The organism is Alloiococcus sp. CFN-8, from assembly GCF_049943125.1.
Classification (GTDB): domain Bacteria; phylum Bacillota; class Clostridia; order Clostridiales; family Clostridiaceae; genus JAEXZL01.
Window position 1 is genome coordinate 2,523,841 of the sequence record NZ_CP188040.1, and the last position, 20,667, is coordinate 2,544,507.

The following is a 20,667-nucleotide window of genomic DNA, read 5'->3' on the forward strand; positions in this document are numbered from 1 at the left end:
AAGTAAAATTTAGGTGTATGTTATTTTAATTAACATAAATATCTTTAGGGAGGAATTGAAATGAAAAAAATAAAAGCTTTAGCAGCGGTACTGGCTCTTGTGATGACAGCTAGTGTTGCTCTCACAGGCTGTGGAGAGAAGTCTCCTGGTACTGATGAAGGTAAAGATCCAGAAACCAAAGATCCAGTTACTTTAGCTATAAATGTGGGACCAGAACCTGATACTATTGACCCAGCTCTTAACTCAGCTGTTGATGGTGGTACTGTAATCAATCATGCTTTTGAAGGACTAATGACTCTTGATAAGAATGGAGTTCCTACAGAGGGGCAAGCTAAGTCTTATAAGATTAGCGATGATGGACTAACCTATACCTTTACCCTTCGAGATGATTTAAAATGGAGTGATGGAACTCCACTTACTGCAGAGGATTTTGTTTATTCCTGGAATAGAGCTATATCCCCTGATACCGCTGCTGACTATGCTTATATGTTTGAAGTTATAGAAGGCTATGAGGATGGCAAGCTCAATGTAACAGCAAAGGATGAAAAGACCTTAGAGGTTAAGATAATATCCGTAACTCCTTACTTCCTCGAGTTATGTGCTTTCCCAGCATATGCTCCAGTTCAGAAGGCTACAGTTGAAAAGGATGTAGAAGGCTGGGCTACTGAAGCTGAGACATATGTAGGTAATGGACCTTATGTTATGAAGGAATGGGTTCATGATGCTTATATCCTTATGGAAAAGAATGAGAATTATTGGAATTTCGAAAAGTTAGGCCCAGATGAAATTAAGTTTGTTCTTATGGAAGATGATAATGCAAAGCTTTCTGCCTATGAAAATGGTGAGCTTTCCTTCATAGACAGCATGCCTAATGCAGAGCTTGAGCGTTTATCAAGTGAGAAAGACTTCTACAAGGAAGGTCAGCTTGGAACCTACTATGTAAGCTATAATACTGAAAATGAATTTTTAAAGAACCCAGATGTTCGTGCTGCTTTAACTCTAGCAATTGATAGAGTTTATATCTGTGAGAAGATAGGACAATCAGGTCAAGAGCCTGCAGGTGCCTTTGTATCCACTGGACTTAGTGATGCAGACGTTAGTAAAGAATTCAGAGAAGTTGGTGGAGACTACTACAATCCAACAGACTATGAAGGAAATTTAGAGCTGGCAAAGGAACATCTTGCTAAGGCAGGATATCCTAACGGTGAAGGCCTACCTACCTTTGAATATCTCTATAATGAGAATACCGGTCATCAGCAGATTGGTGAAGCTCTTCAGGATATGTGGTCAAAAATTGGTGTTAACGTTGAATTAGTATCCCAGGAATGGGGAACCTTCCTCAATACCCGTAAGAATGGTGAGTATGATATAGCTCGTAATGGTTGGTTAGCAGACTACAATGATCCAATAACCTACTTAGATATGTGGATAACCGATGGTGGAAATAATGATGCTCAATGGTCAAACAAAGAGTATGATGAGCTTATTTCTAAGGTAAAGAAATCTTCTGATGCAAAAGAACGTATGGAGCTTATGCATAAGGCAGAGGATATAATCTTTGAAGAGTGGATGCTTGCTCCAATATATTACTATGTAGATACCTACATGCTCAGTGAAAATGTTGAAGGCTTCTACAGCTCTCCATTAGGCTTTAAGTACTTTATGTACAGCTCAATTAATGAATAACAATTAGAAGGGGCTCTCGCTACCGATTAATATATCGTTAGCGAGGTCTCTTTTTTGTAATATGTCGATGAATCTCCTTCCTTTCTGAGCCCCTATGAAGCTCTTATATGGAAAATAAAATAATTAAAGGCCTGGTGTCATCATGAGTACACCAGGCTTCTTGAATTAAACTAACTGAATACTATCGGTTTCTGTGAGCTTATTCTTTAAGCTATAAAGCTCTTCTGTTTTTTTATTAATGGATTTTCCTAAGGCTTCTAAATCAGCGCTATTAGCTTCTGATGCCTTTATAAGCTCATCGATAGTGCTGATAATTTCATCTTTTTTCTCTGCGGTGGTGCTTAGGTTTATGATGAAGCTGTCAATTTCACCAGATGCTTCTAAGGTAGATGTCTTTATATCCTGGAAGGCTTCCTTAGAAGCATTTATGCTTTTTTGTTGATAGTCTAAGGCGGTGTGTCCTTGTGAAACAGCGGAGGAGGTATTAAGAATATCCTTTTTTATTTCATCAAGAATTTTTGTTATACTCTGTACTGCTTGCTTTGAATTTTCTGCAAGCTTTCTAACCTCACCAGCTACTACAGAAAAGCCTTTACCGGCTTCACCAGCTCTTGCAGCTTCTATGGCAGCATTTAAAGCAAGAAGATTAGTCTGAGAGGCTATCTGGCTTATGGAATCGGTTATTGTATTTACTGATTCCAGCTTACCAACCAAGGCATCCACTGTGCTACTTGATATATTGAAGGCTTCCTTTAAATCCTTTAATGAGGAGTCAAGCTCCTTTAAGGTATTTATACCTTTGTCAGCGGTTCTGTCAGTATCAAGCACTGAGGTATGGACATTAGTTACATTATACGCTAGCTCTTCCATTCTATCATTAAATTCCTTTAAGGTTAAAGATGCCCTAGATAGCTCCTTGTTATGTACTGAGCTCTGAATTATAAAGCTTTCAAAGGAGGTGTTTATCTCACGACTCTCATCATATAGCTTTCTTGCTTCCTCTATTATTTCTAACATTTCCTTGTGAGAATTACTCTCTTTAATTTCTAGGATTTCCTCTGGTACTTCCTCAATTAAGGTTTCCAAATTTTCTTCTGGGGATGTCTTCTTTCTATTAAATAGTCTCATATATTCTCTCCTTAAAATTTATTTTTAATTTTATCTCTTTGGTCCCTGGCAAGGTTCTTTAGCCTTGGGGTAGCCTTAGAGGAGGTTATAACATCACCAAGATACTTCAGCGCTTCTATGTCATTACCAAGTCTTCTATTAAGCTCGCCTAAGAGATATTTTAAATTTAGCTCATCAAGATTATAGATAGGGAACTCTTCTAAATTATAGGCTTCCTCCAGGGCAGTAAGTGCTTCCTTTAGGTAAAGAAGCTCCTCAGCTTCCCCTAGACTTCTGTACATCCAGGCAATTCTTAAAAGTATCATTCCTATTGTGCTTTTTTTACCTTCAGATATTATAGTTGTAATAAGGGCAAGCTTATATCTTTCTATGGCTATCCTCTCATCATAAGGTGTATTGTAGGCTCTTGGAGTCCATTTTACTGTTATATTCTTTAAGATTTTTTCCTTTTGGTAATCCTTCATATTATTAAAATCATTGTTCATTGCAGCATAGCCGCAGCCATTACATAGAAAAACCTCATAGAAGTATGGAGTTTCACCCTTATAATAGGTGAAATTATCACTATCTCTTTTTAAAATTCTAAGAGAAGAAGTCTTAAGTGCTGGTTCTTTAAACTCCCTGTGGCAGAGAGGGCACTTAATTGTTTTTAGGTATATGGCTGAGGATGCAAATGCTTTACTCTGTGTCAAATCTAACCCTCATTTCCGTATATTGTCATATAACCTTATTATCGAGGGTTTCCACGAAAAAATTAGATGCATTATAATTTTATTCTGATATAATGTATATAGAAAAGAGGATTAGAGGGTGGTATAAATGGCAGTAATTAAAGATTGGAAGGCATTTTTAACCCCTTATGAGCAGGCCGTAGAGGAATTAAAGGTAAAGCTCAGAAGCATTAGAAAAGAATATAGAAGAAAGAATGAATATTCTCCTATAGAATTTATTACCGGTAGGGTGAAGGAAGTTTCAAGCATTCTTGAAAAAGCTAACAAATTTGAAATTCCTATAGATAGACTTCAATATGAAATGGAGGATATAGCCGGTATCAGGGTTATGTGCCAATTTGTAGATGATATAGAAAAGGTTGTTGAAATACTTAGAAAAAGAACCGATATGCAGATTATGTATGAAAAGGACTATATAAATAACGTTAAGGTAAGCGGCTATAGAAGTCATCATGTTATTATAAAGTATCCAGTAAATATGGCTGAGGATACAAAGGAAATATTAGCTGAATTCCAGATTAGGACCCTTGCCATGAATTTTTGGGCTACTATAGAGCATTCCTTAAACTATAAATATAAGCAGCAGATACCTGACAACATAAAGCTTAAGCTTAAAAGTGCAGCAGATGCAGCCTTTCAGTTAGATACGGAAATGCTTGAAATAAAGGATGAAATTAAGGATGCTCAGAAGCTCTTTGAGGTGAAGTCTGATGTGATATCAAATATCATGAATAGCATATTAACCTTAATGTCCATTGGAAAAATATCCGAGGCAAATCGTTATCAGGTTGCTTTAAATAAGCTTATTGATGACGGTGAGGTTTGGGAGTTTAATAATTTGCTATATTCTATCCAAAAAGATATAGAAAAGTTTAGAGACAATTAGGTGCTGATATCAGTACCTTTTTATTATGTAAGAGTGTTTATATTGGTAAAAAAGGAAAAAGATTATAAAGGAAGGAATTTAAAATGACTATAAAAGAAGTTAAGTCAAATATGCAGAGTGTAGAAGAGCTAAAAAAGATTATAAAAGATAACCCTATATTCATAAGAAATCTAGAAAGTCCCAGTGAAGAATTAAAGGCTCTGGCAGTGTCCTTTAAAGGAAGTGCAATTCAATACATAAAGGAGCCTAGTAACGAGGTTCAGCTTCTGGCTATAAAGAATGATCCCATGGCTGCTGAGTATATTGATAATCTATCACAGGAGGCAGGAATTTTAGCTGTAAAGGGTAATTGGCACGCCTTAAAGTATATAAAAAAACCTAGTGAAGCTGTATTAAAGGCCGCCTTAGAAGAAAAGGGCTGGGCTATCCAGTATATAAATAATCCTACCAAGGAGCAGCAGCTTCAGGCTATAGAGAAGGATTATGATGCTATCAAATATATAGGATCGCCTTCAGTAGAAGCGCAGCTTTTGGCAGTTTCTAAGTATTGGGGAGCTATAAGGTATATAGGGGAGCCTGTTTTAGAGACAAAGCTTAAAGCCCTAGAAGGCAGTGCTGAAGCTATAATGTACATTAATAGCTATGATGAAGAAGAGATGGGTGAATTTATAAAGAAGAATATAAATGTATTAAAATATCTTCATGATAGTATAGAGGTTGAAAGAGCTGTAGAGCTTATAAAAGAGAAAATTCAGGAGAGTGACTTGGAGCCTGAATATATTAAAAGTTATTTTGAGCTTGAGATACTTGAGATGGATAAGCTTGCTTTTATAAGGGATTTTGGAAGCAAGAGCGCTAAAAAAATTGCAGTTGATTACTGCTTGTCTTTATAAAACAGCTAGAAAGGACGTAGACCAGTGAATTTTAAAGAGACGCTAAAAACATTAGAATTAGTTATAAAGACCAGAGAAGTTCCACTTATTATAGGAGAAAGCGGTATAGGTAAAACCTCACTTATAAAAAAGCTTTGTAGAAAGGAAGGCTATTACCTTATTACTATAGATGCTAACCTCTTAAAGGAGGGAGAGATTGGTGGCCTTCCCACAGTAGAGGAGGCAGAGATTCATGGACCTCAAGGGTCAAGAAAGATAAAAAGAACCGTATATGCTGCTCATACAAAGCTCATGGAAATACAGGAGGTACTGGACAATAAAAAGGCAGATAAGATATTGCTTTTTATAGATGAGCTTAACAGATGCGACCATGCAGTTCAGCAGGAGCTGATGAATCTTATATTAAATAGAGAGATTAATGGCTTTAAGATGCCTGAAGAGGTAAGAGTTGCTGCTGCCATGAATCCATCTGGAAGATATGAGGGCTTTGAAAATAGTGAATATCAGGTAGTAGACATGGACCCTGCTCAGGAGGACAGATTTGTTTGGCTATATATGGACTCAGAGGCTAAAGAATGGATTAGCTGGGGTATGAGCAGTGAGGGAAATATTCATCCTCATGTGGTAGAATTTATTGCTGCCTTTCCACAGCATCTTCATACACCAGATATAAAGGCTACCATAAAAGCTACTCCAAGAAGCTGGGAAAGAGTATCAAAGGTCTATGGCTTATATAAAAATAACAAGGATGAGTTTTCTTCATCGATTTTATATAATGCTATAAAAGGAAATGTAGGCGCTGATATAGCTCAGGATTTTATGGCTTTTATAGAGAACTATAAAAATCCAATGATTAGTCCTGAAAGGGTGCTGGAGCTAATGCTCATCCCAGAAGAATTAAAAGGAAGTCTTTCTAGAGAAAATCCATCAAGGCTTTATATCTTTGGAAGAAACTTTCTCCGCAAGGTAGAGGAGAGAGGAGGAAGACCCAAGGAAGTAGAGATTTTCTCCAAGGTTCTAAGTCATTATCCAAAGGATCTGAGAATAGGACTTATGAAAGAGATAAAAGAAAATTATAGTGGAAGTCTATATGAGCAATTTTTAGAGGATGACACCTTCCTAGAAGTGTTCTTTGAGAGCTATCAGCACGCCTTTTAGAAGTTATTTATGATTCTATGGGAAATAGCTGAGAGGTTAAATTCGTATGGGAAGGAGGATAAACCTTGAATTTTGATATTAGAAGATCAGAGCTATATAGAGAAGTGTTGAATGTTCCTGAAGGCTTACCGTATTCTCAAAAGCTAAGAAGAGAGCTTTTATCCCTCATGGAGGAATGCACCTTAGAGCTTATGACAAGAGAAGATAGCTTCTTTGGGTTTTTCCTAATGCAGATGAAAAGAGAGGTTTCTAATAGATGTAGAGCGCCTCTGGCAGTAATGCCTAAGAGCCATGGATATATACTTTATATAAATCCCAGGAGTCTGCTCATATGTAGTAGTGATGAAATCAAGGCTTTGCTAAAGCATGAAATTTATCACATTATATTTGGACATCATAGAAGAATACGAGATTTAAGAAGTAAATATAGTCTTAAGGCTATAAATCTTGCCATGGATGTTGCGGTGAATCAGCACATAAAAAATTTGCCAGGGTTCTGCCGAAAGCTCCATGAAATAAAGCTGGAGTATAATGTACCTATAGAAGAAAATATGCCTCTAGAACTATATGCTGAACTGATTCAAAAGGCTATAGATAAGCTTTCTTTAGAAGAGGATAGTGAGGATAAAAGCTTTGAGGATACAGAGGATTATTTAGAGGATGCCCATGAGCTTTGGCTCGTTAGTCAGGATATTTCTAAGGAAGAGCTGGAGGCCATGGAAAAACGGGCTATTAAAGAAAGCTTTAAAGGCAGCATACCTATTGGTATGGAAGAATACTTGGGCTCTGGAAATAAAAAAGGGGAGCTATCCTGGCAGGAGCTCTTGAAGAACAGCCTTGCAACTATGAAAAGTGGTTATAGTAAAACTATTACTCGTAAGGATAGAAGACAGCCTAATAGATTAGATATTAGAGGTGTACTCCCTAAACGGATACCAAAGATAATTGCAGCTATAGATATTTCTGGAAGCATGACGGGGAAAGAGCTTCAGGATATATTAATAGAGCTATCCTCTATAGTTAATAATTATCAAGGGGAGCTAAGAGTTATTGAATGTGACAGTGAAATTAGAAGAACATATAATGTTAAGAGCTCAAAGGATATAAGAAAGCCCTTAGAGCATAACGGGGCAACGGCCTTCTCACCGGTGTTTAAATACATAAAAGAAAATAACCTCAGGGATTATTATCTATTATATTTTACCGATGGAAAAGGGGAGAGGGAGCTTTTAGAAAGACCAGTTAATAGGAGCACTATATGGATTATTACAGGAAATGAAGAGCTTTCTGTAGAGAATGCCCCTGGATCAGTAGTTTCCTTAAGGCTAAAGGACGCTCAAAAGGAAGAGGCATCCTATGGCATAAAGGTAGTGAAGGAAATGCAGAGAGAATGGGGAATTGATACAGAGGGTAATAGTATACAGAGTCTCAGAGTAGACATATAATAAAAGGATGCTATCACAGTAGAGCTGTGATAGCATCCTTTATTAATTTTAGTGACAGCCACCGCCGCAAGAGGAGCATCCGCCTTCTGGCTGAAGAACTGCTCTAAGGCTTAGACCTCTTCCGTCATTTTCTTCACTGGAAAGGATTATAAAGCCTTGATATTCCTCGACTAAATCCTTGTCAACTATGAACTTTATGTCATTAACATCCTCAACTATATCATTTTCAGCTGCTTCGTCAATAACGATATTGAACATAGGGCCACCACAGCCTATACCAGCAAGATTTATTCTTATATTATAACTTTCAACGTTATTATCATCTAGAAATTGTTTGAACTCAGCATAAGCTGCTTCACTAATATTAATAGTATTTGTAGCGTTCATAAATAATCCTTCTTTCTTTATATATTTCGTTGCTTCTTTAATAATAATACTATTCTCAATGATTATCAATAGAAAAATAATTAATTATTATTATTAGTTAAGAATAGCTCTAGTAATATTAAGTTATTACTTATTATGTACAGCTATTGAAGAAAATATAAATGAAAAATTATATGGTAGGAAAAGGAGCAGTAAAATGATAGAATATATATAATAAGAGATATAGGAGAAACATTATGAAAATTGATTTTACTTCTAGACAATATAGAGCTCTGGTACAGCTTTTAAAATTCAATATGGAATTCTTTAAGGAAGCTGATAGCAAGGAATTTAAAGAATATCTCTCCTTGATACAGTATATATTAGGCCATGAGGAGTTATCTAGAGTCTTAGAACCTAAATCAGAGGAAGAGCGAGCCTATGAGCTTCTAGCGGGAGAAAGCTTAGCAGTTCTCAAGGAGTCTTATGATGAAGCGGTTTTCTGGAAAGGACTCTGCAGACGAATGGTTGCTGAGAAGCTATTCGAGGAATGTGAGGATTTAAACTCAGATAATATTGAAGAGTATGCTAATAAGAGAAAATCACTGGAAGACACTCTTCTAAAAAGCTTTAAAAATGGAGAATTTTCTATAAGGGAGTAAATACAATATGTATTTATTCTTTTTTTATGATATTTATATTTAATTAATAATAATTATCATTTACAAATTGCTTTTTTTTCACTATTATATAATATGAAAGTTATGGCAAGAAAGGATGTAATAGTAATGGGGAATATGCACTATAGAGTATTGCTATATTATAAATTTGTCGATATAGAAAATCCTGAGCTCTTTGCAGCGGAGCACCTAGAGCTTTGTAAAAGCTTAGGCCTTAGAGGTAGGATACTGGTGGCTGAGGAAGGAATAAACGGAACGGTTTCAGGACTTAAGGAAAATACAGATGAGTACATGGAAATCCTAAAAAAGGATGAAAGATTTGGAGATATGACTTTTAAAATTGACGAAGCGGAAGAACATGCCTTTAAGAAGCTATATGTGAGAAGAAGAAAAAGCATCATAACCCTAAAAGAAGAGGATGATGTAAATCCTCAGGTGAAGAAAGGAAAATATCTTAATCCTAAGGAATTTTATGAAATGCTTCAGAGAGATGATGTAATAGTGGTTGACGGAAGAAATGACTATGAATATGATATTGGACATTTTAGAGGGGCAATAAGACCTGAGATTAAGAATTTCAAGGAATTCCCTAAATGGATAGAAGAGAATCTCTCTGACCATAAGGATAAAAAGGTTATAAGCTACTGCACTGGTGGTATTCGCTGTGAAAAGCTCACTGGAGTTCTAATGAATAAGGGCTTTGAGGAGGTTTATCATTTAGAAGGTGGAATAGTTACCTATGGAAAGGATCCAGAGGTTAAGGGACGGCTTTTTGACGGAAAATGCTATGTATTTGATGAGAGAATAGCTGTAAAAGTAAATAATACTGAAGAGGATGTTATAATTTCTAAGTGCTCTCACTGTGGGGAGTCCTGTGATAGATATATAAACTGTACTAATGATGACTGTCATGACCAGCATTTATGCTGCGAAGCCTGTGAAGAGAAGTATCAGGGCTTTTGTAGTGAGGAATGCATGAAATATATACAGGAGCATCCAGAGAGAGATGCTAGAGTAAGAATAAGCGAAAAGCTGAAAATGTATGAAAGATATAAGCAGAATCCAAGAAAAGCACAGTATTTTAGAAGATCTATAGAAAAAGATTTGTAAATTAATAATAAATAAAATTAATTTAAGCATAAAATAAGGGAGCGAATTCTTTTTGCCATCACCCTTACCATAGGTAATGGGAGGTGTAAAGTGGAATAAGTCTCCCTTATTTATTTAATTTTCTGTGTCGTGATAGGGGGTGTCCTTTATACCAGACACCTTGAGATGGTTTACTAATCCGTTAAGAGGATAGCGGATAAGCTTTTTAAGCCAGCTTATGCTTCCAAACCATTTAACTAAGGTTGGACTTATTGCATAATAAATCTTGATAAATGTCCTCCCAGTCTTGGATTTCTTTAAGTTATAGTCACGAAATCTTCGTAGTGTCCATACTTCCGGACAATCATAGGAGCCATAAACAGCCGTTGCAATATAGCAGCCCTGACTGCTGGAGCCTCTGCCGCCTCCACCAGGGGAAGCAGACTTTCTTCCTGACCTGTAGCCTTCTTCATAGCCTTCTTCATAACCTTCCTCAAAATCCTCATCATAATCATCATAATCATAATCGTCGTGCATATATACGGCCCCCTTTTTTGAATATTCTGAACTATATATATATTTTATCAAAAAAAGATGAATAATGTCTATAGATAAGCTTTATTTATATGAAAAGGAGTACTGCCAAAAAATGCAGTACTCCTTATTTGAATTATTTAGCAACTATATTTACTAATCTTCCTTTGATTACTATAACCTTAACAATATTTTTTCCTTCTAGGGCTTCTACTATGTGAGGCTCTGCTAAAGCTATTTCTTTTATTTCCTCCTCGGAAATGCCTGTGGCAATATTAGTTTTTGCTTTTATCTTACCATTTATTTGGATGGCTATTTCTACCTCATCCTTTATAAGAGCTTTTTCATCTAGCTCAGGCCAGCCTTGATTAAATACAGAATATCCATTATCTGCACCTTCATAAGGACAGAAGCTGTTGTAATACTCTTCTGAGAAGTGAGGGGTGAAAGGTGCTATGAGCTTTATGAAGTCAATTACTGTCTCCTTTAAGAATTCAGGATTAATTGAATCCTCCTGAATATACTTTGAAAGGGCATTAGCAAACTCCATAAGTCTTGCTACAGCAGTGTTGAACTGTAAAATCTCTATATCGGAGGTTATAGCCTTAATGCTGTTATGTCTCCAGAAATTAAGCTCCTTTTCTGCTTTATCTATTGTGGTCTTTCCGCCCTGGTCTATTCTTTCCTTAGAGCTTCCTAAAAGTCTTTCTACTCTTTCTATAAAGCGGGCAATGGATTTTATTCCATCATCAGACCAGGCTCCCCCTTCAACGTATGCAAAACCGAAGGCAAGGTACATTCTAAATACGTCAGAACCAAATTCCTTTATATAGTCATCAGGAGATATGGTGTTTCCCCTGGATTTACTCATCTTAAAGCCATCAGGTCCTAGAATAAGACCTTGATGAGTCAAGGATAGGAAGGGCTCATCAAAGCTTAGATAACCAGCATCTCTTAGAGCTTTGGTTATAAATCTAGCATATAGAAGATGCATACAAGCATGCTCAGGGCCACCTACATATTTATCTACAGGAAGCATTGAATTTATTATCTCGCTGTTAAAAGGCTCCTGTGAATTTTTATTGTCTGGATATCTTAAGTAATACCAGGAGGAGCAAACAAAGGTGTCTAAGGTGTCCGCATCCCTATGGGCATGACCTCCACATTTTGGACAGGTAGTATTGATGAATTCCTGTGATTTCGCTAAAGGAGACTTGCCATCAGGAGCGAATTCTACATTATAAGGTAGCTCTACAGGTAGCTGGTCATAAGGTACAGGAACTGTTCCACATTTATCACAGTGAATCATTGGAACAGGAGCTCCCCAATAACGCTGTCTTGATACAAGCCAATCTCTTAATCTATAATTAACCTTCTGCTGTCCAAGTCCATCCTTTTGTAGCTCTTCTACTACCTTTTCCTTACCTTCTTCCGTAGTGAGACCATCAAATTTTCCTGAGTTAACCATAACTCCATATTCTACATAAGGAAGAGTTGACTCACCCTTTTTAGCCGCAATTACTCTTTCTATAGGAAGATTATACTTAGTAGCAAAGGCATAATCTCTTTCATCATGAGCAGGAACCGCCATAACTGCTCCTGTTCCATAGGTAGCAAGGACGTAATCAGCTATCCATATAGGTACTTCCTTACCATTAATAGGATTTATAGCGTAGGAGCCGGAGAACACCCCTGTTTTTTCTCTGGTTAGAGATTGTCTTTCAATATCGCTCTGCTTCTTAGCCTCATCCTTGTAGGCTTCTACAGCAGTCTTATTTTCAGTTGTGGTAAGCTGATCAACCAGTGGGTTTTCAGGAGCTAAAACTACATAGGTAACACCAAAGAGTGTATCTACCCTTGTGGTGAATACATCGAAGGAAAGACTGCTATCCTTAACCTTAAAGGTAACCTCTGCTCCGGTAGAACGACCTATCCAGTGCTTCTGCATGGCTTTAGTCTTTTCGGGCCAATCAATTGTATCTAGGCCTTCTAAGAGCTCATCAGCATAATCTGTGATTTTTAGGAACCATTGAGTTAAGTCCTTCTTGGTTACCTCTGTGCCGCAGCGTTCGCAGCTGCCATCCTGTACCTGCTCATTAGCAAGAACTGTATTACAGGATGGGCACCAGTTTACTGGAGCTTTTTTTCTATAAGCTAAGCCTTTTTCATATAGCTTTAAGAATAGCCACTGAGTCCACTTATAGTATTCTGGATCACAGGTCACCACCTCGTTATCCCAGTTGAACATAGCTCCCATTGCTTTTAGCTGCTTTTCCATGGTTTCTATATTCTTTTTGGTAGAATCCCAAGGATGTATTCCTGTTTTTATAGCATAGTTTTCTGCTGGTAGTCCAAAGGCATCAAAGCCCATGGGCTGGAAAACATTATAACCCTGCATTCTTTTAAATCTTGCCCAGGAATCTACTAATCCGTAATTGTACCAGTGTCCGGCATGAAGATTAGCTCCTGATGGGTAAGAGAACATTTCTAATACATAAAGCTTCTTATCCATTTTATCAGGGTTGAATTTATATAGCTTTGTATCTTCCCATTTTTGTTGCCACTTTTTATCTATGGCAGTAGAGTAGTTGCTCATATTTATCCTCCTCGTTTTATTAGTTCTATAGCTATTTTTTTGTAAATAAAAAAACCTTCCTTCTACAAAGAGACGAAAGGTTATGTTCCGCGGTACCACTCTAATTAGGTGCATAAAAAAAGCACCTCAGCTTAAGAATTTTAACGGAATCACCGTACCTGCTTTTAGTCAGGTAAGCTCCATGGCAAGTTCGTATTTATATAGTGCTGCCTCTCAGCGGGTTAAGCAGCTCTCTGTGACTATAGGGAAACACTATTACTCCATATCATAGCTTAAGTATTAAATAATGAATAAATTATAACCTAGAGGGGCTTAAAGGTCAATACCATGGTATTATATCTCAGTATTTAGGGGATTATTTTTATAAAAAAAGAGCCCAATCGTAACTGGGCCCGTTTTATTCTAATTAATTTTAAATAAGCTTTTTAGCAGCAGCTTTTACAGCCTGTAAGCCCTTTTCTATGATTTCTTCAGATCTATCTGGGAAGGCATTATGTCCTTCGATAACTACCTCTTCAGTAATCTCTATGCCAAACATACCTGTAAAGAGGTTTCTGATATAAGATACTGTCATATCCATGGCTGTTCTTTCAGGTGTTGAATATATCCCACCCTTTGCACAAAGAACAATTGCCTTTTTGCCTCCAAGCATCTGTATAAGATCTCCTTCAGGGGAGTATTTGAAGGCAAAGCCTGCCTCGGAAATATAATCTATGTAGGTATGTAATCTTGCTGGAGGAGTTAAATTCCAGAGAGGGAAGGCAATAACTATTACATCTGCAGCAGCGGTTAAATCCTTTGCTTTTTGTTTTGCAGCAAGAAGTCTTTTTTCATAATCATTTAATTCCACCCCAGCCTGAAGCTTGCCAAAGGCATCAAATAACTCCTGTCCTAAATAAGGCATGTCTTCATTAAACAAATCATAGGTTACTACCTCAAGATTTTTTGTATCTTTTATAGTATCCATAAAGGTTTCATACATTCTAGTAGAGATTCCATCGGGTCTGTTATTAGCTTTAATAACTAATACATTCATTATTTTTTCCTCCTGTTAAATCAATTATTTTGTGTAAAAATTTATTTTTTTGTAATGTTTATATTTATTTTTTTTGATATAATTGTGATAAAGATGATATAAAAATGAAGAATTAATAAAATATAAACAATTTGTTATCATTTTTATGCTATTTTAGTAAATTTCTTCTTGATTGGAAGATTATTTACTTTAGATTATATAGTTAATATTTTTCCTTTCAACCAATAATTTCTTGATTTTGTTGCTTATACAACAGATGGTTTTATTTGTAGGAAAAGTATGGGGAGGTAAAAATGACTGAAACGAAAACTGACCCTAGAGTACTTCGCACAAAAAAACTCATTATCAATGCATTTATAATACTTTTGGAAAAAAAGGAATTTAAGCTTATTACTATAAAAGATATAACTAATCAGGCTGCTGTTAATAGAGCAACCTTTTATTATCACTTTACAGATAAATATAATCTTATGGAGGAGGTTATCAGAGAGAGCTTTAGGAATAGGTTATTTTCTCGGTTAGATGGAAGTGAGGATTTAAATGTAGAGCAAATTGAAGGCATTTTTACATCTCTAACAAACCTTCAAGAAAATCTCTTCGAAAAGTATTCCTGTAAATTCGTATCTTTTATTGATATCTTTGAAAGAGTGATAAAGGATGAACTACACAAGCTATTTATAAGCCTTCTGGAGAAGAAGTATCCTGAAAGTACAGAAGAGTCTTTAAACACTGCAGCGACCTTGTCCTCTTGGAGCATATATGGAGCAGCTATTTCCTCAAGTAAAGAAAAACACATTCCTTTAAAGAAGGATGAAGATACCATAGCGGCTTATGTCATCAATGGAATAAAAGGCATGCTGGAGATAAAGGCTATAAGTAATGCCAGTTAAAATAAAGAGTGACCAAGTTAATATTAGGTCACTCTTTTTTTGTATGGTTATATCCATCATATTCATATAAAGGTAGTACCGCAGTTGTTAATTCATATATTGAAAAAAATGATAATTAATTTCATTTGAAAGTATTTGTCGAATGAATGTAATTATTACTAATTAGTTATAATTTCATTAAAATAATCCTTGCAAAAGGATAATTATTATTATATAATTACAATTGTAATTGATAGCGATGTAATTTTTAAATATAGACATCGATAGTTTAGGAGGACATAAGATGAAAAAATTTGTTTGTAATGTATGTGGATATGTTCATACTGGAGATTCAGCACCAGAATTATGCCCAATCTGTAAGGCAGGAACTGATAAATTCTCAGAGCAATCAGGAATGAGAACTTGGGCTTGTGAGCACGTAGTAGGAGTAGCTCAAGGTGCTTCTGAAGATATAATGGCTGATTTAAGAGCAAACTTTGAAGGAGAATGCTGTGAGGTTGGTATGTACTTAGCAATGGCTAGAGTAGCTCACAGAGAAGGTTACCCAGAAATAGGACTTTACTATGAAAAAGCAGCTTGGGAAGAAGCTGAGCACGCTTCAAAATTCGCTGAGCTTCTAGGAGAAGTTGTAACTAACTCCACTAAGAAAAATCTTGAGCTTAGAGTAGACGCTGAGAATGGTGCTACATCTGGTAAGTTCGATCTTGCTAAGAGAGCAAAGGAAGCTAACCACGATGCAATCCATGATACAGTTCACGAAATGGCTAAGGACGAAGCTAGACATGGTAGAGCTTTTGAAGGTCTTTTAGAAAGATACTTCGGTGAAGAGAAATAATATAAAATAATTAAAGGTTGTCTAAAAGTCTATAGACTTTTTGGACAACCTTTTTTATTTAAAAAAATGTAACAAAATATATCTGTAAATCTTAATTAAAACCTTGGGAAATTTGCTATAATTAATATTAATTGACATATATATAGATGGTAATATTTAATATTGCTTCTAAAATAGAGGGAGTGTGTAAATGACTGATAATAGAGAAGATCACCAAGAATTTATTTTTCCAGAAGGGATGGAAGGTAATGAGCTGACTATTGAGGCGATTGCAGCCACCTCACGTATAGGGTATGGATTTATTGCTTTTGGAGTAATATGGTTAGTAGCTCAGGTGTTAATCGGAAATATTATTTTTGGTATTAATGCAGATTTTGCAGGTTCCATGTGGGGACTTTTTATTTCAAATTATATAGCCATGCTTTTTATTGCTCTTCCAGTGCTATATATAGTTGTAAAAAGGCTAGAGGCAAGGAAGCTTGAAAAAAGCAATATTAAGGCTTCATCCTTTATAGGAGCTATTATGATAATGTACACCTTATCCATTGTTGGCTCACTCCTAGGAATTGCAGTGAATTATTTACTTAATATGCTTTTTGGAATTACCTCCAGCAGTGCTGCAGTAGAATTGATATCTTCTGGAGAAGATATTCTTGTAAATTTCCTCTTTGCTGGCATCACAGCTCCAATAGTAGAGGAGTTTATTTTTCGTAAGCTTCTTATAGATAGGACTATAAAGTATGGATCTAAGCTGTCTTTAATTCTCTCAGGACTGTTATTTGGCCTTATTCATTGGAATTTTCAGCAGTTTTTCTATGCTTTTCTCTTAGGTATGCTTTTTGCTTATATTTATATTAAAACTGGAAAGCTTACCTATAGTATAATACTTCATATGATATTAAACTCAGTATCTGTGCTCATATCTGCTCTTTATCCTGTCCTTATCCCTATAGAGAACATGGAAGCTACTGAGATTTTTCAGTATCTTTCTACAGGGAATACAGAGGAGCTACTTCAGTTATTTTTGCTGCTCATACTGGTGTTTTCTCAGTATATTTTTGCTTTTATTGGATTGGTAATATTAATAGTGAAAAGAAAGAGCCTTACTGCTTTCTTTAGTGATGGCGAAAGATATTCCGGAAGCTCCTATTCCCAAGAAATAAAAGGTGCTTCAACTATTTTTAAGAGCTTTGGCATGATACTTTGTATTATCATTTTTCTTGGAATGTTTATTTTGACTATGTTGGCAGGTTAAGATAAATGCGCTAAGTGTACAATAATAATCTACAGACTTGATTAAATTAGAAGGCTCAGCATTCCCATGAGATATGGACAACCTATATCATGAGGAGCTGAGCTTATGTACTTATATGCCTTCTGGGAGAGGACTTTTAATATTTTTTTCCTTCAATATTTCATATATGGTTTTAGAGGTTGTGTCCTTTTCTGTATAGCCTAACAAATCCAAAACCTCGTAGAATTCCTCTTTGCTTATGGTCTCGATTTCTAAGTATGGATGGGGATAGATTTCTGGTGAGTTTATATCAATTTCTATCAGGGTATTTTTATATTTATAGCTTTCTCTGTACTTTCTTATAACCTCTACTGGTACTAAGCCTAGAGCTTTAAATATTTTTTTGCCTTCTTCACCGGAAGCTATAGTTGTTTCACTTTCCTCCATCCTTTTAAATATCTCCTGGCTGAGCATTCTTTTAACGGTCATATAGTATTCTTTATTGTCAGTAAGGAGGTTATGCACTTCTCTGATTCTGGCATAGCCTTTGTTTTTTAGTAGGCTTTTATCTTCAAAATCATAAATATTATTTATCTGATCTTCTTTTTTAATAAGGGGAATGCTATTTTTATCCATAATCTGCCTGATTTTTTCTAAATCTATGTCTAAAATTTTTACTTCCATTTCTTCCATGGTGAGCCTCCTATTTTTTATATGTATTAGTTTAGATAAAGCTTATATTTATGTTATAATCTATTATACAATATTTACAAATGGAGAGAGGAGTTTTTTTGTGGATAATTTTAAAGAACAACTGGTAAGAGCAAACAGTGGGACAGCCTATAAAACAACTAAGGTTTTTACCTATATTTTTGGAGCATTAGCGGTATTATTCCTAGGTACTTTTCAGCTTATTCTTGCAGCAATTTTTGGACTAGCTGCTGTGGGGTTATTCTTATTAAAGAGAAGGCTTTATTTAGAATATGAGTATAGTATAACCAATGGGGAAGTTGATGTTGATAAGATAATTGAAGCAAAGAGCAGAAAGAAGCTTATCACCTTTAATATGAAGGAAGTAGAGCTTTTAGCCCCCTTAGATAGCTCCGAATACAAAAGCTTTTCTGGAAAACCAGAAAAAATAATTAATGCCGTTCCTAATGGAGATACTAATAGGAAGTATGGAGCAATAATTAACGGTGGGGGAAAAAGAGCACAGCTTATATTTGTACCTAATAAGGAATTTGTGGATCTATGCTTTATATATAATCCAAAGGCAGTGAAAAAATTTATTTAATTAAAGAGGAAGTAAGCCATGGAATACATCAATGATATTACTATAAACGAAGCAATTATTCACATCCTTGATAGTAACAGTGATGAACCTATACTTAATAACTTCACCCTAGAGCTCAATGAAGATGTTTATAAATTTATATTGAAGCATCTACAAAGATCCTTTAAGGATGAGGAGCTTAAATATGCCCTTTTTAATAAAAGAACCGTAGTAAAAGACGTCAGTCAGGAATTTTTAAAAGGGGAAGGCTTAAGTTTTATAGAGGCTTCTCAGGAGTTAGCACGGCAGCTATTTTCTTTAATAAAGGGGAATGGAAATATTCCTTCCTGTGACCTTATGGTAGTTAATCTCACTACAGAATATGGTCCTATGATTGGCATATTAAAAATGGATTATGTTAAGAACTTTACTCATGAGATAGATTTTGTTGATGATCAGATTGGAATCAATATAATCCCTCATACTACAGGACTGCCTGGAGGAGGACAAAAGCTTCAAAAGTCAGCCTTCATTAAGCTTATAAAAGAAGATCAGGAATTTAATCTCATGGTTATTGATAAACAAGCTAAGGGAAAAAATGAAGAAGAGTACGGGAGTAATTATTTTATTTCTAGTTACTTGGGTTGTAATATTATAAAAAACGAAAGAGACATGACAAAAGGGCTTTTAAAAGCTGCAGAGGCATGGACTAGAAACAACATAACAGAGGATGCTGACAGGGCAGAACAGCTTAGAAGTACTCTCAAGCAGAAGCTTAAGGAAGAGGAGAGCATAAATATAGATGCCTTAAGCGAAGAGCTTTTTAGAGATGAACCGGAAAAGAAAAGAAGCTTTCAGGAATATACAGCTTCACAAGGCCTTGAAGAAGAGGTTATCCTTGACAAGGAGTATGTGGAGAAAAAGCTGAAAAGAATAAGACTAAAAATTGATAGAGATATTGATTTATATATTACGGAAGAAGCCTATAACGATATTAATCGCTTTGAGATTGTTAGAAATGGCGATGGAAGCATTAATATGATAGTTAAGCATATAATGAACTATATTGAAAAATAAGAAGAGGAGCAGGCTCCTCTTCTTATTTTTTATTTAAAATTATTTATTCATTGCGTTAGCGGATCCTAGTATGTGGTCGATCTTATATTCAACAACCTTCTGAACAGCATCTCTTCCAGCGCCTAAGTATTTTCTTGGATCAAATTCACCAGGGTTTTCTCCAAATACCTTTCTTACAGCTGCCGTCATGGCAAGTCTTAAGTCTGTATCCATATTTATCTTACATACAGCCATGGAGGAAGCTTTTCTCAGCATATCCTCTGGAATACCCTTAGCATCCTTGATTGCACCACCAAATTTATTGCAGGTAGCTACGGCTTCAGCATCTACGGCAGAAGCTCCATGAAGTACTATAGGGAAGCCTGGAAGCTCTTTTCCTATTTCTTCAAGAATATTGAACTTAAGCTCTGGCTTGAAGTCTGGTGGGAACTTGAAAGCACCATGGGAGGTTCCTATAGCTATTGCTAAGGAATCGCAGCCTGTTCTTTTAACGAAGTCCACAGCTTGAGCAGGATCAGTATATACATGCTCAGCAGCAACAACATCATCCTCTATTCCTGCCAAAACACCAAGTTCTGCTTCTACTACTACTCCTCTAGCATGAGCATACTCTACAACCTCTTTAGTTTTAGCTACGTTCTCTTCATAATCATAATGAGAACCATCAAACATAACGGAGGTGAAACCAGCATCTATAACCATCTTTACAGCTTCTAGGTCTGGACCATGATCAAGGTGAAGTGCAACGTCAACACCGGTTTCTGCTATTGCAGCATCAACCATAGCCTTTAGCATTTCTGGACCTGCATATTTAATAGCTCCAGTAGAGCATTGAAGGATAACTGGAGAATTTTTTGCCTTTGCTCCTCTGAGAACCCCTTGTAATATTTCCATATTGTTAATATTGAAAGCACCTATTGAATAGCCACCTTCATAGGCCTTTTTAAACATTTCAGTTGTAGTTACTAATGCCATTTTTGGACCACCTTTCCTTAATTAACATATTTATAAAGCTTTATAAAAGTTTTATACGGGAACAAATTTGCCCCAGGTGGGACAAATATCTAAGTACATTATATATTAATTTTACTATATTTTCTACTATTTATCTTAAAGAATTCTTAATTTTA

19 protein-coding genes, 1 pseudogene and 1 other annotated feature are annotated in these 20,667 nt (G+C 35.8%); of the genes and pseudogenes, 12 read left to right on the top strand and 8 right to left on the bottom strand.

The genetic code is table 11. The annotated features are described in order from the left end of the window. Nucleotides 1-60: 60 nt before the first annotated feature. Nucleotides 61-1,686, top strand: a complete 1,626-nt coding sequence (locus ACPWSR_RS11730; RefSeq protein WP_426348410.1) for a peptide ABC transporter substrate-binding protein — start codon at nt 61-63, stop codon at nt 1,684-1,686. A 165-nt stretch (nt 1,687-1,851) separates the two neighbouring features. Here the strand turns inward: ACPWSR_RS11730 and ACPWSR_RS11735 are convergent, their stop codons facing one another. Both ACPWSR_RS11735 and ACPWSR_RS11740 read right to left on the bottom strand, forming a co-directional pair. Continuing rightward, complete coding sequence (locus tag ACPWSR_RS11735) at nt 1,852-2,814, bottom strand: methyl-accepting chemotaxis protein (RefSeq protein WP_426348411.1); 963 nt, start codon at nt 2,812-2,814, stop codon at nt 1,852-1,854. A gap of 11 nt (nt 2,815-2,825) precedes the next feature. After that, a complete protein-coding gene (locus ACPWSR_RS11740; protein WP_426348412.1) occupies nt 2,826-3,506 on the bottom strand; it encodes a DUF2225 domain-containing protein in 681 nt (226 codons plus the stop codon). 127 nt (nt 3,507-3,633) lie between these two features. Here ACPWSR_RS11740 and ACPWSR_RS11745 point away from each other — a divergent pair. The 4 genes and pseudogenes from ACPWSR_RS11745 to ACPWSR_RS11760 form a co-directional block, all read left to right on the top strand. Further along, nucleotides 3,634-4,242 (top strand): annotated as a pseudogene (locus ACPWSR_RS11745) (GTP pyrophosphokinase); the annotation flags it as partial. 272 nt (nt 4,243-4,514) lie between these two features. Then, the gene (locus tag ACPWSR_RS11750) at nt 4,515-5,324 is read left to right on the top strand and encodes a hypothetical protein (RefSeq protein ID WP_426348413.1); all 810 of its coding nucleotides are present in this window, start codon (nt 4,515-4,517) and stop codon (nt 5,322-5,324) included. Nucleotides 5,325-5,348: 24 nt separating this feature from the next. Then, the gene (locus ACPWSR_RS11755; RefSeq protein ID WP_426348414.1) at nt 5,349-6,482 is read left to right on the top strand and encodes an ATP-binding protein; all 1,134 of its coding nucleotides are present in this window, start codon (nt 5,349-5,351) and stop codon (nt 6,480-6,482) included. 65 nt (nt 6,483-6,547) lie between these two features. Further along, nucleotides 6,548-7,927, top strand: a complete 1,380-nt coding sequence (locus tag ACPWSR_RS11760) for a VWA-like domain-containing protein (protein WP_426348415.1) — start codon at nt 6,548-6,550, stop codon at nt 7,925-7,927. A 48-nt stretch (nt 7,928-7,975) separates the two neighbouring features. Here the strand turns inward: ACPWSR_RS11760 and ACPWSR_RS11765 are convergent, their stop codons facing one another. Next, complete coding sequence (locus tag ACPWSR_RS11765) at nt 7,976-8,314, bottom strand: HesB-like protein (RefSeq protein WP_426348416.1); 339 nt, start codon at nt 8,312-8,314, stop codon at nt 7,976-7,978. Between the two features lie 236 nt (nt 8,315-8,550). Between ACPWSR_RS11765 and ACPWSR_RS11770 the strand changes: the two genes are divergently transcribed. Both ACPWSR_RS11770 and ACPWSR_RS11775 read left to right on the top strand, forming a co-directional pair. Then, entirely contained in the window at nt 8,551-8,955 is a 405-nt protein-coding gene (locus ACPWSR_RS11770) for a hypothetical protein (protein ID WP_426348417.1), read from the top strand. Between the two features lie 102 nt (nt 8,956-9,057). Beyond that, the gene (locus ACPWSR_RS11775) at nt 9,058-10,083 is read left to right on the top strand and encodes a rhodanese-related sulfurtransferase (RefSeq protein WP_426348418.1); all 1,026 of its coding nucleotides are present in this window, start codon (nt 9,058-9,060) and stop codon (nt 10,081-10,083) included. 114 nt (nt 10,084-10,197) lie between these two features. On the opposite strand, the gene ACPWSR_RS11780 is transcribed toward ACPWSR_RS11775, so the two are convergent. From ACPWSR_RS11780 to ACPWSR_RS11790, 3 genes are all read right to left on the bottom strand, one after another. Next, the gene (locus tag ACPWSR_RS11780; protein WP_426348419.1) at nt 10,198-10,599 is read right to left on the bottom strand and encodes a CFI-box-CTERM domain-containing protein; all 402 of its coding nucleotides are present in this window, start codon (nt 10,597-10,599) and stop codon (nt 10,198-10,200) included. A gap of 133 nt (nt 10,600-10,732) precedes the next feature. Beyond that, nucleotides 10,733-13,192, bottom strand: a complete 2,460-nt coding sequence (gene leuS / locus ACPWSR_RS11785) for a leucine--tRNA ligase (RefSeq protein ID WP_426348420.1) — start codon at nt 13,190-13,192, stop codon at nt 10,733-10,735. A gap of 65 nt (nt 13,193-13,257) precedes the next feature. Then, nucleotides 13,258-13,470, bottom strand: a binding site (T-box leader). A 134-nt stretch (nt 13,471-13,604) separates the two neighbouring features. Next, entirely contained in the window at nt 13,605-14,228 is a 624-nt protein-coding gene (locus tag ACPWSR_RS11790; RefSeq protein ID WP_426348421.1) for an FMN-dependent NADH-azoreductase, read from the bottom strand. A gap of 293 nt (nt 14,229-14,521) precedes the next feature. Here ACPWSR_RS11790 and ACPWSR_RS11795 point away from each other — a divergent pair, with 293 nt between their 5' ends. The 3 genes from ACPWSR_RS11795 to ACPWSR_RS11805 all read left to right on the top strand — a co-directional run bounded on the left by ACPWSR_RS11795 (nt 14,522) and on the right by ACPWSR_RS11805 (nt 17,208). After that, nucleotides 14,522-15,118, top strand: coding sequence for a TetR/AcrR family transcriptional regulator (locus tag ACPWSR_RS11795; RefSeq protein ID WP_426348422.1), 597 nt, complete (start codon nt 14,522-14,524; stop codon nt 15,116-15,118). A gap of 283 nt (nt 15,119-15,401) precedes the next feature. Further along, nucleotides 15,402-15,953, top strand: a complete 552-nt coding sequence (locus ACPWSR_RS11800) for an NADH peroxidase (RefSeq protein WP_426348423.1) — start codon at nt 15,402-15,404, stop codon at nt 15,951-15,953. 190 nt (nt 15,954-16,143) lie between these two features. After that, on the top strand, nt 16,144-17,208 hold the full coding sequence (locus ACPWSR_RS11805) for a CPBP family intramembrane glutamic endopeptidase (RefSeq protein WP_426348424.1): 1,065 nt from the start codon (nt 16,144-16,146) through the stop codon (nt 17,206-17,208). 111 nt (nt 17,209-17,319) lie between these two features. Here ACPWSR_RS11805 and ACPWSR_RS11810 read toward each other — a convergent pair whose 3' ends face one another. Further along, nucleotides 17,320-17,880, bottom strand: coding sequence for a class IV adenylate cyclase (locus ACPWSR_RS11810; RefSeq protein WP_426348425.1), 561 nt, complete (start codon nt 17,878-17,880; stop codon nt 17,320-17,322). 100 nt (nt 17,881-17,980) lie between these two features. Between ACPWSR_RS11810 and ACPWSR_RS11815 the strand changes: the two genes are divergently transcribed. Further along, entirely contained in the window at nt 17,981-18,481 is a 501-nt protein-coding gene (locus tag ACPWSR_RS11815; RefSeq protein ID WP_426348426.1) for a DUF6106 family protein, read from the top strand. Nucleotides 18,482-18,499: 18 nt separating this feature from the next. Continuing rightward, nucleotides 18,500-19,537, top strand: coding sequence for a nucleoid-associated protein (locus tag ACPWSR_RS11820; RefSeq protein WP_426348427.1), 1,038 nt, complete (start codon nt 18,500-18,502; stop codon nt 19,535-19,537). A 39-nt stretch (nt 19,538-19,576) separates the two neighbouring features. On the opposite strand, the gene fba is transcribed toward ACPWSR_RS11820, so the two are convergent. Then, nucleotides 19,577-20,512 (bottom strand): class II fructose-1,6-bisphosphate aldolase, encoded by a 936-nt coding sequence (gene fba / locus ACPWSR_RS11825; RefSeq protein ID WP_426348428.1) that lies wholly within the window; start codon nt 20,510-20,512, stop codon nt 19,577-19,579. Nucleotides 20,513-20,667 lie beyond the last annotated feature (155 nt).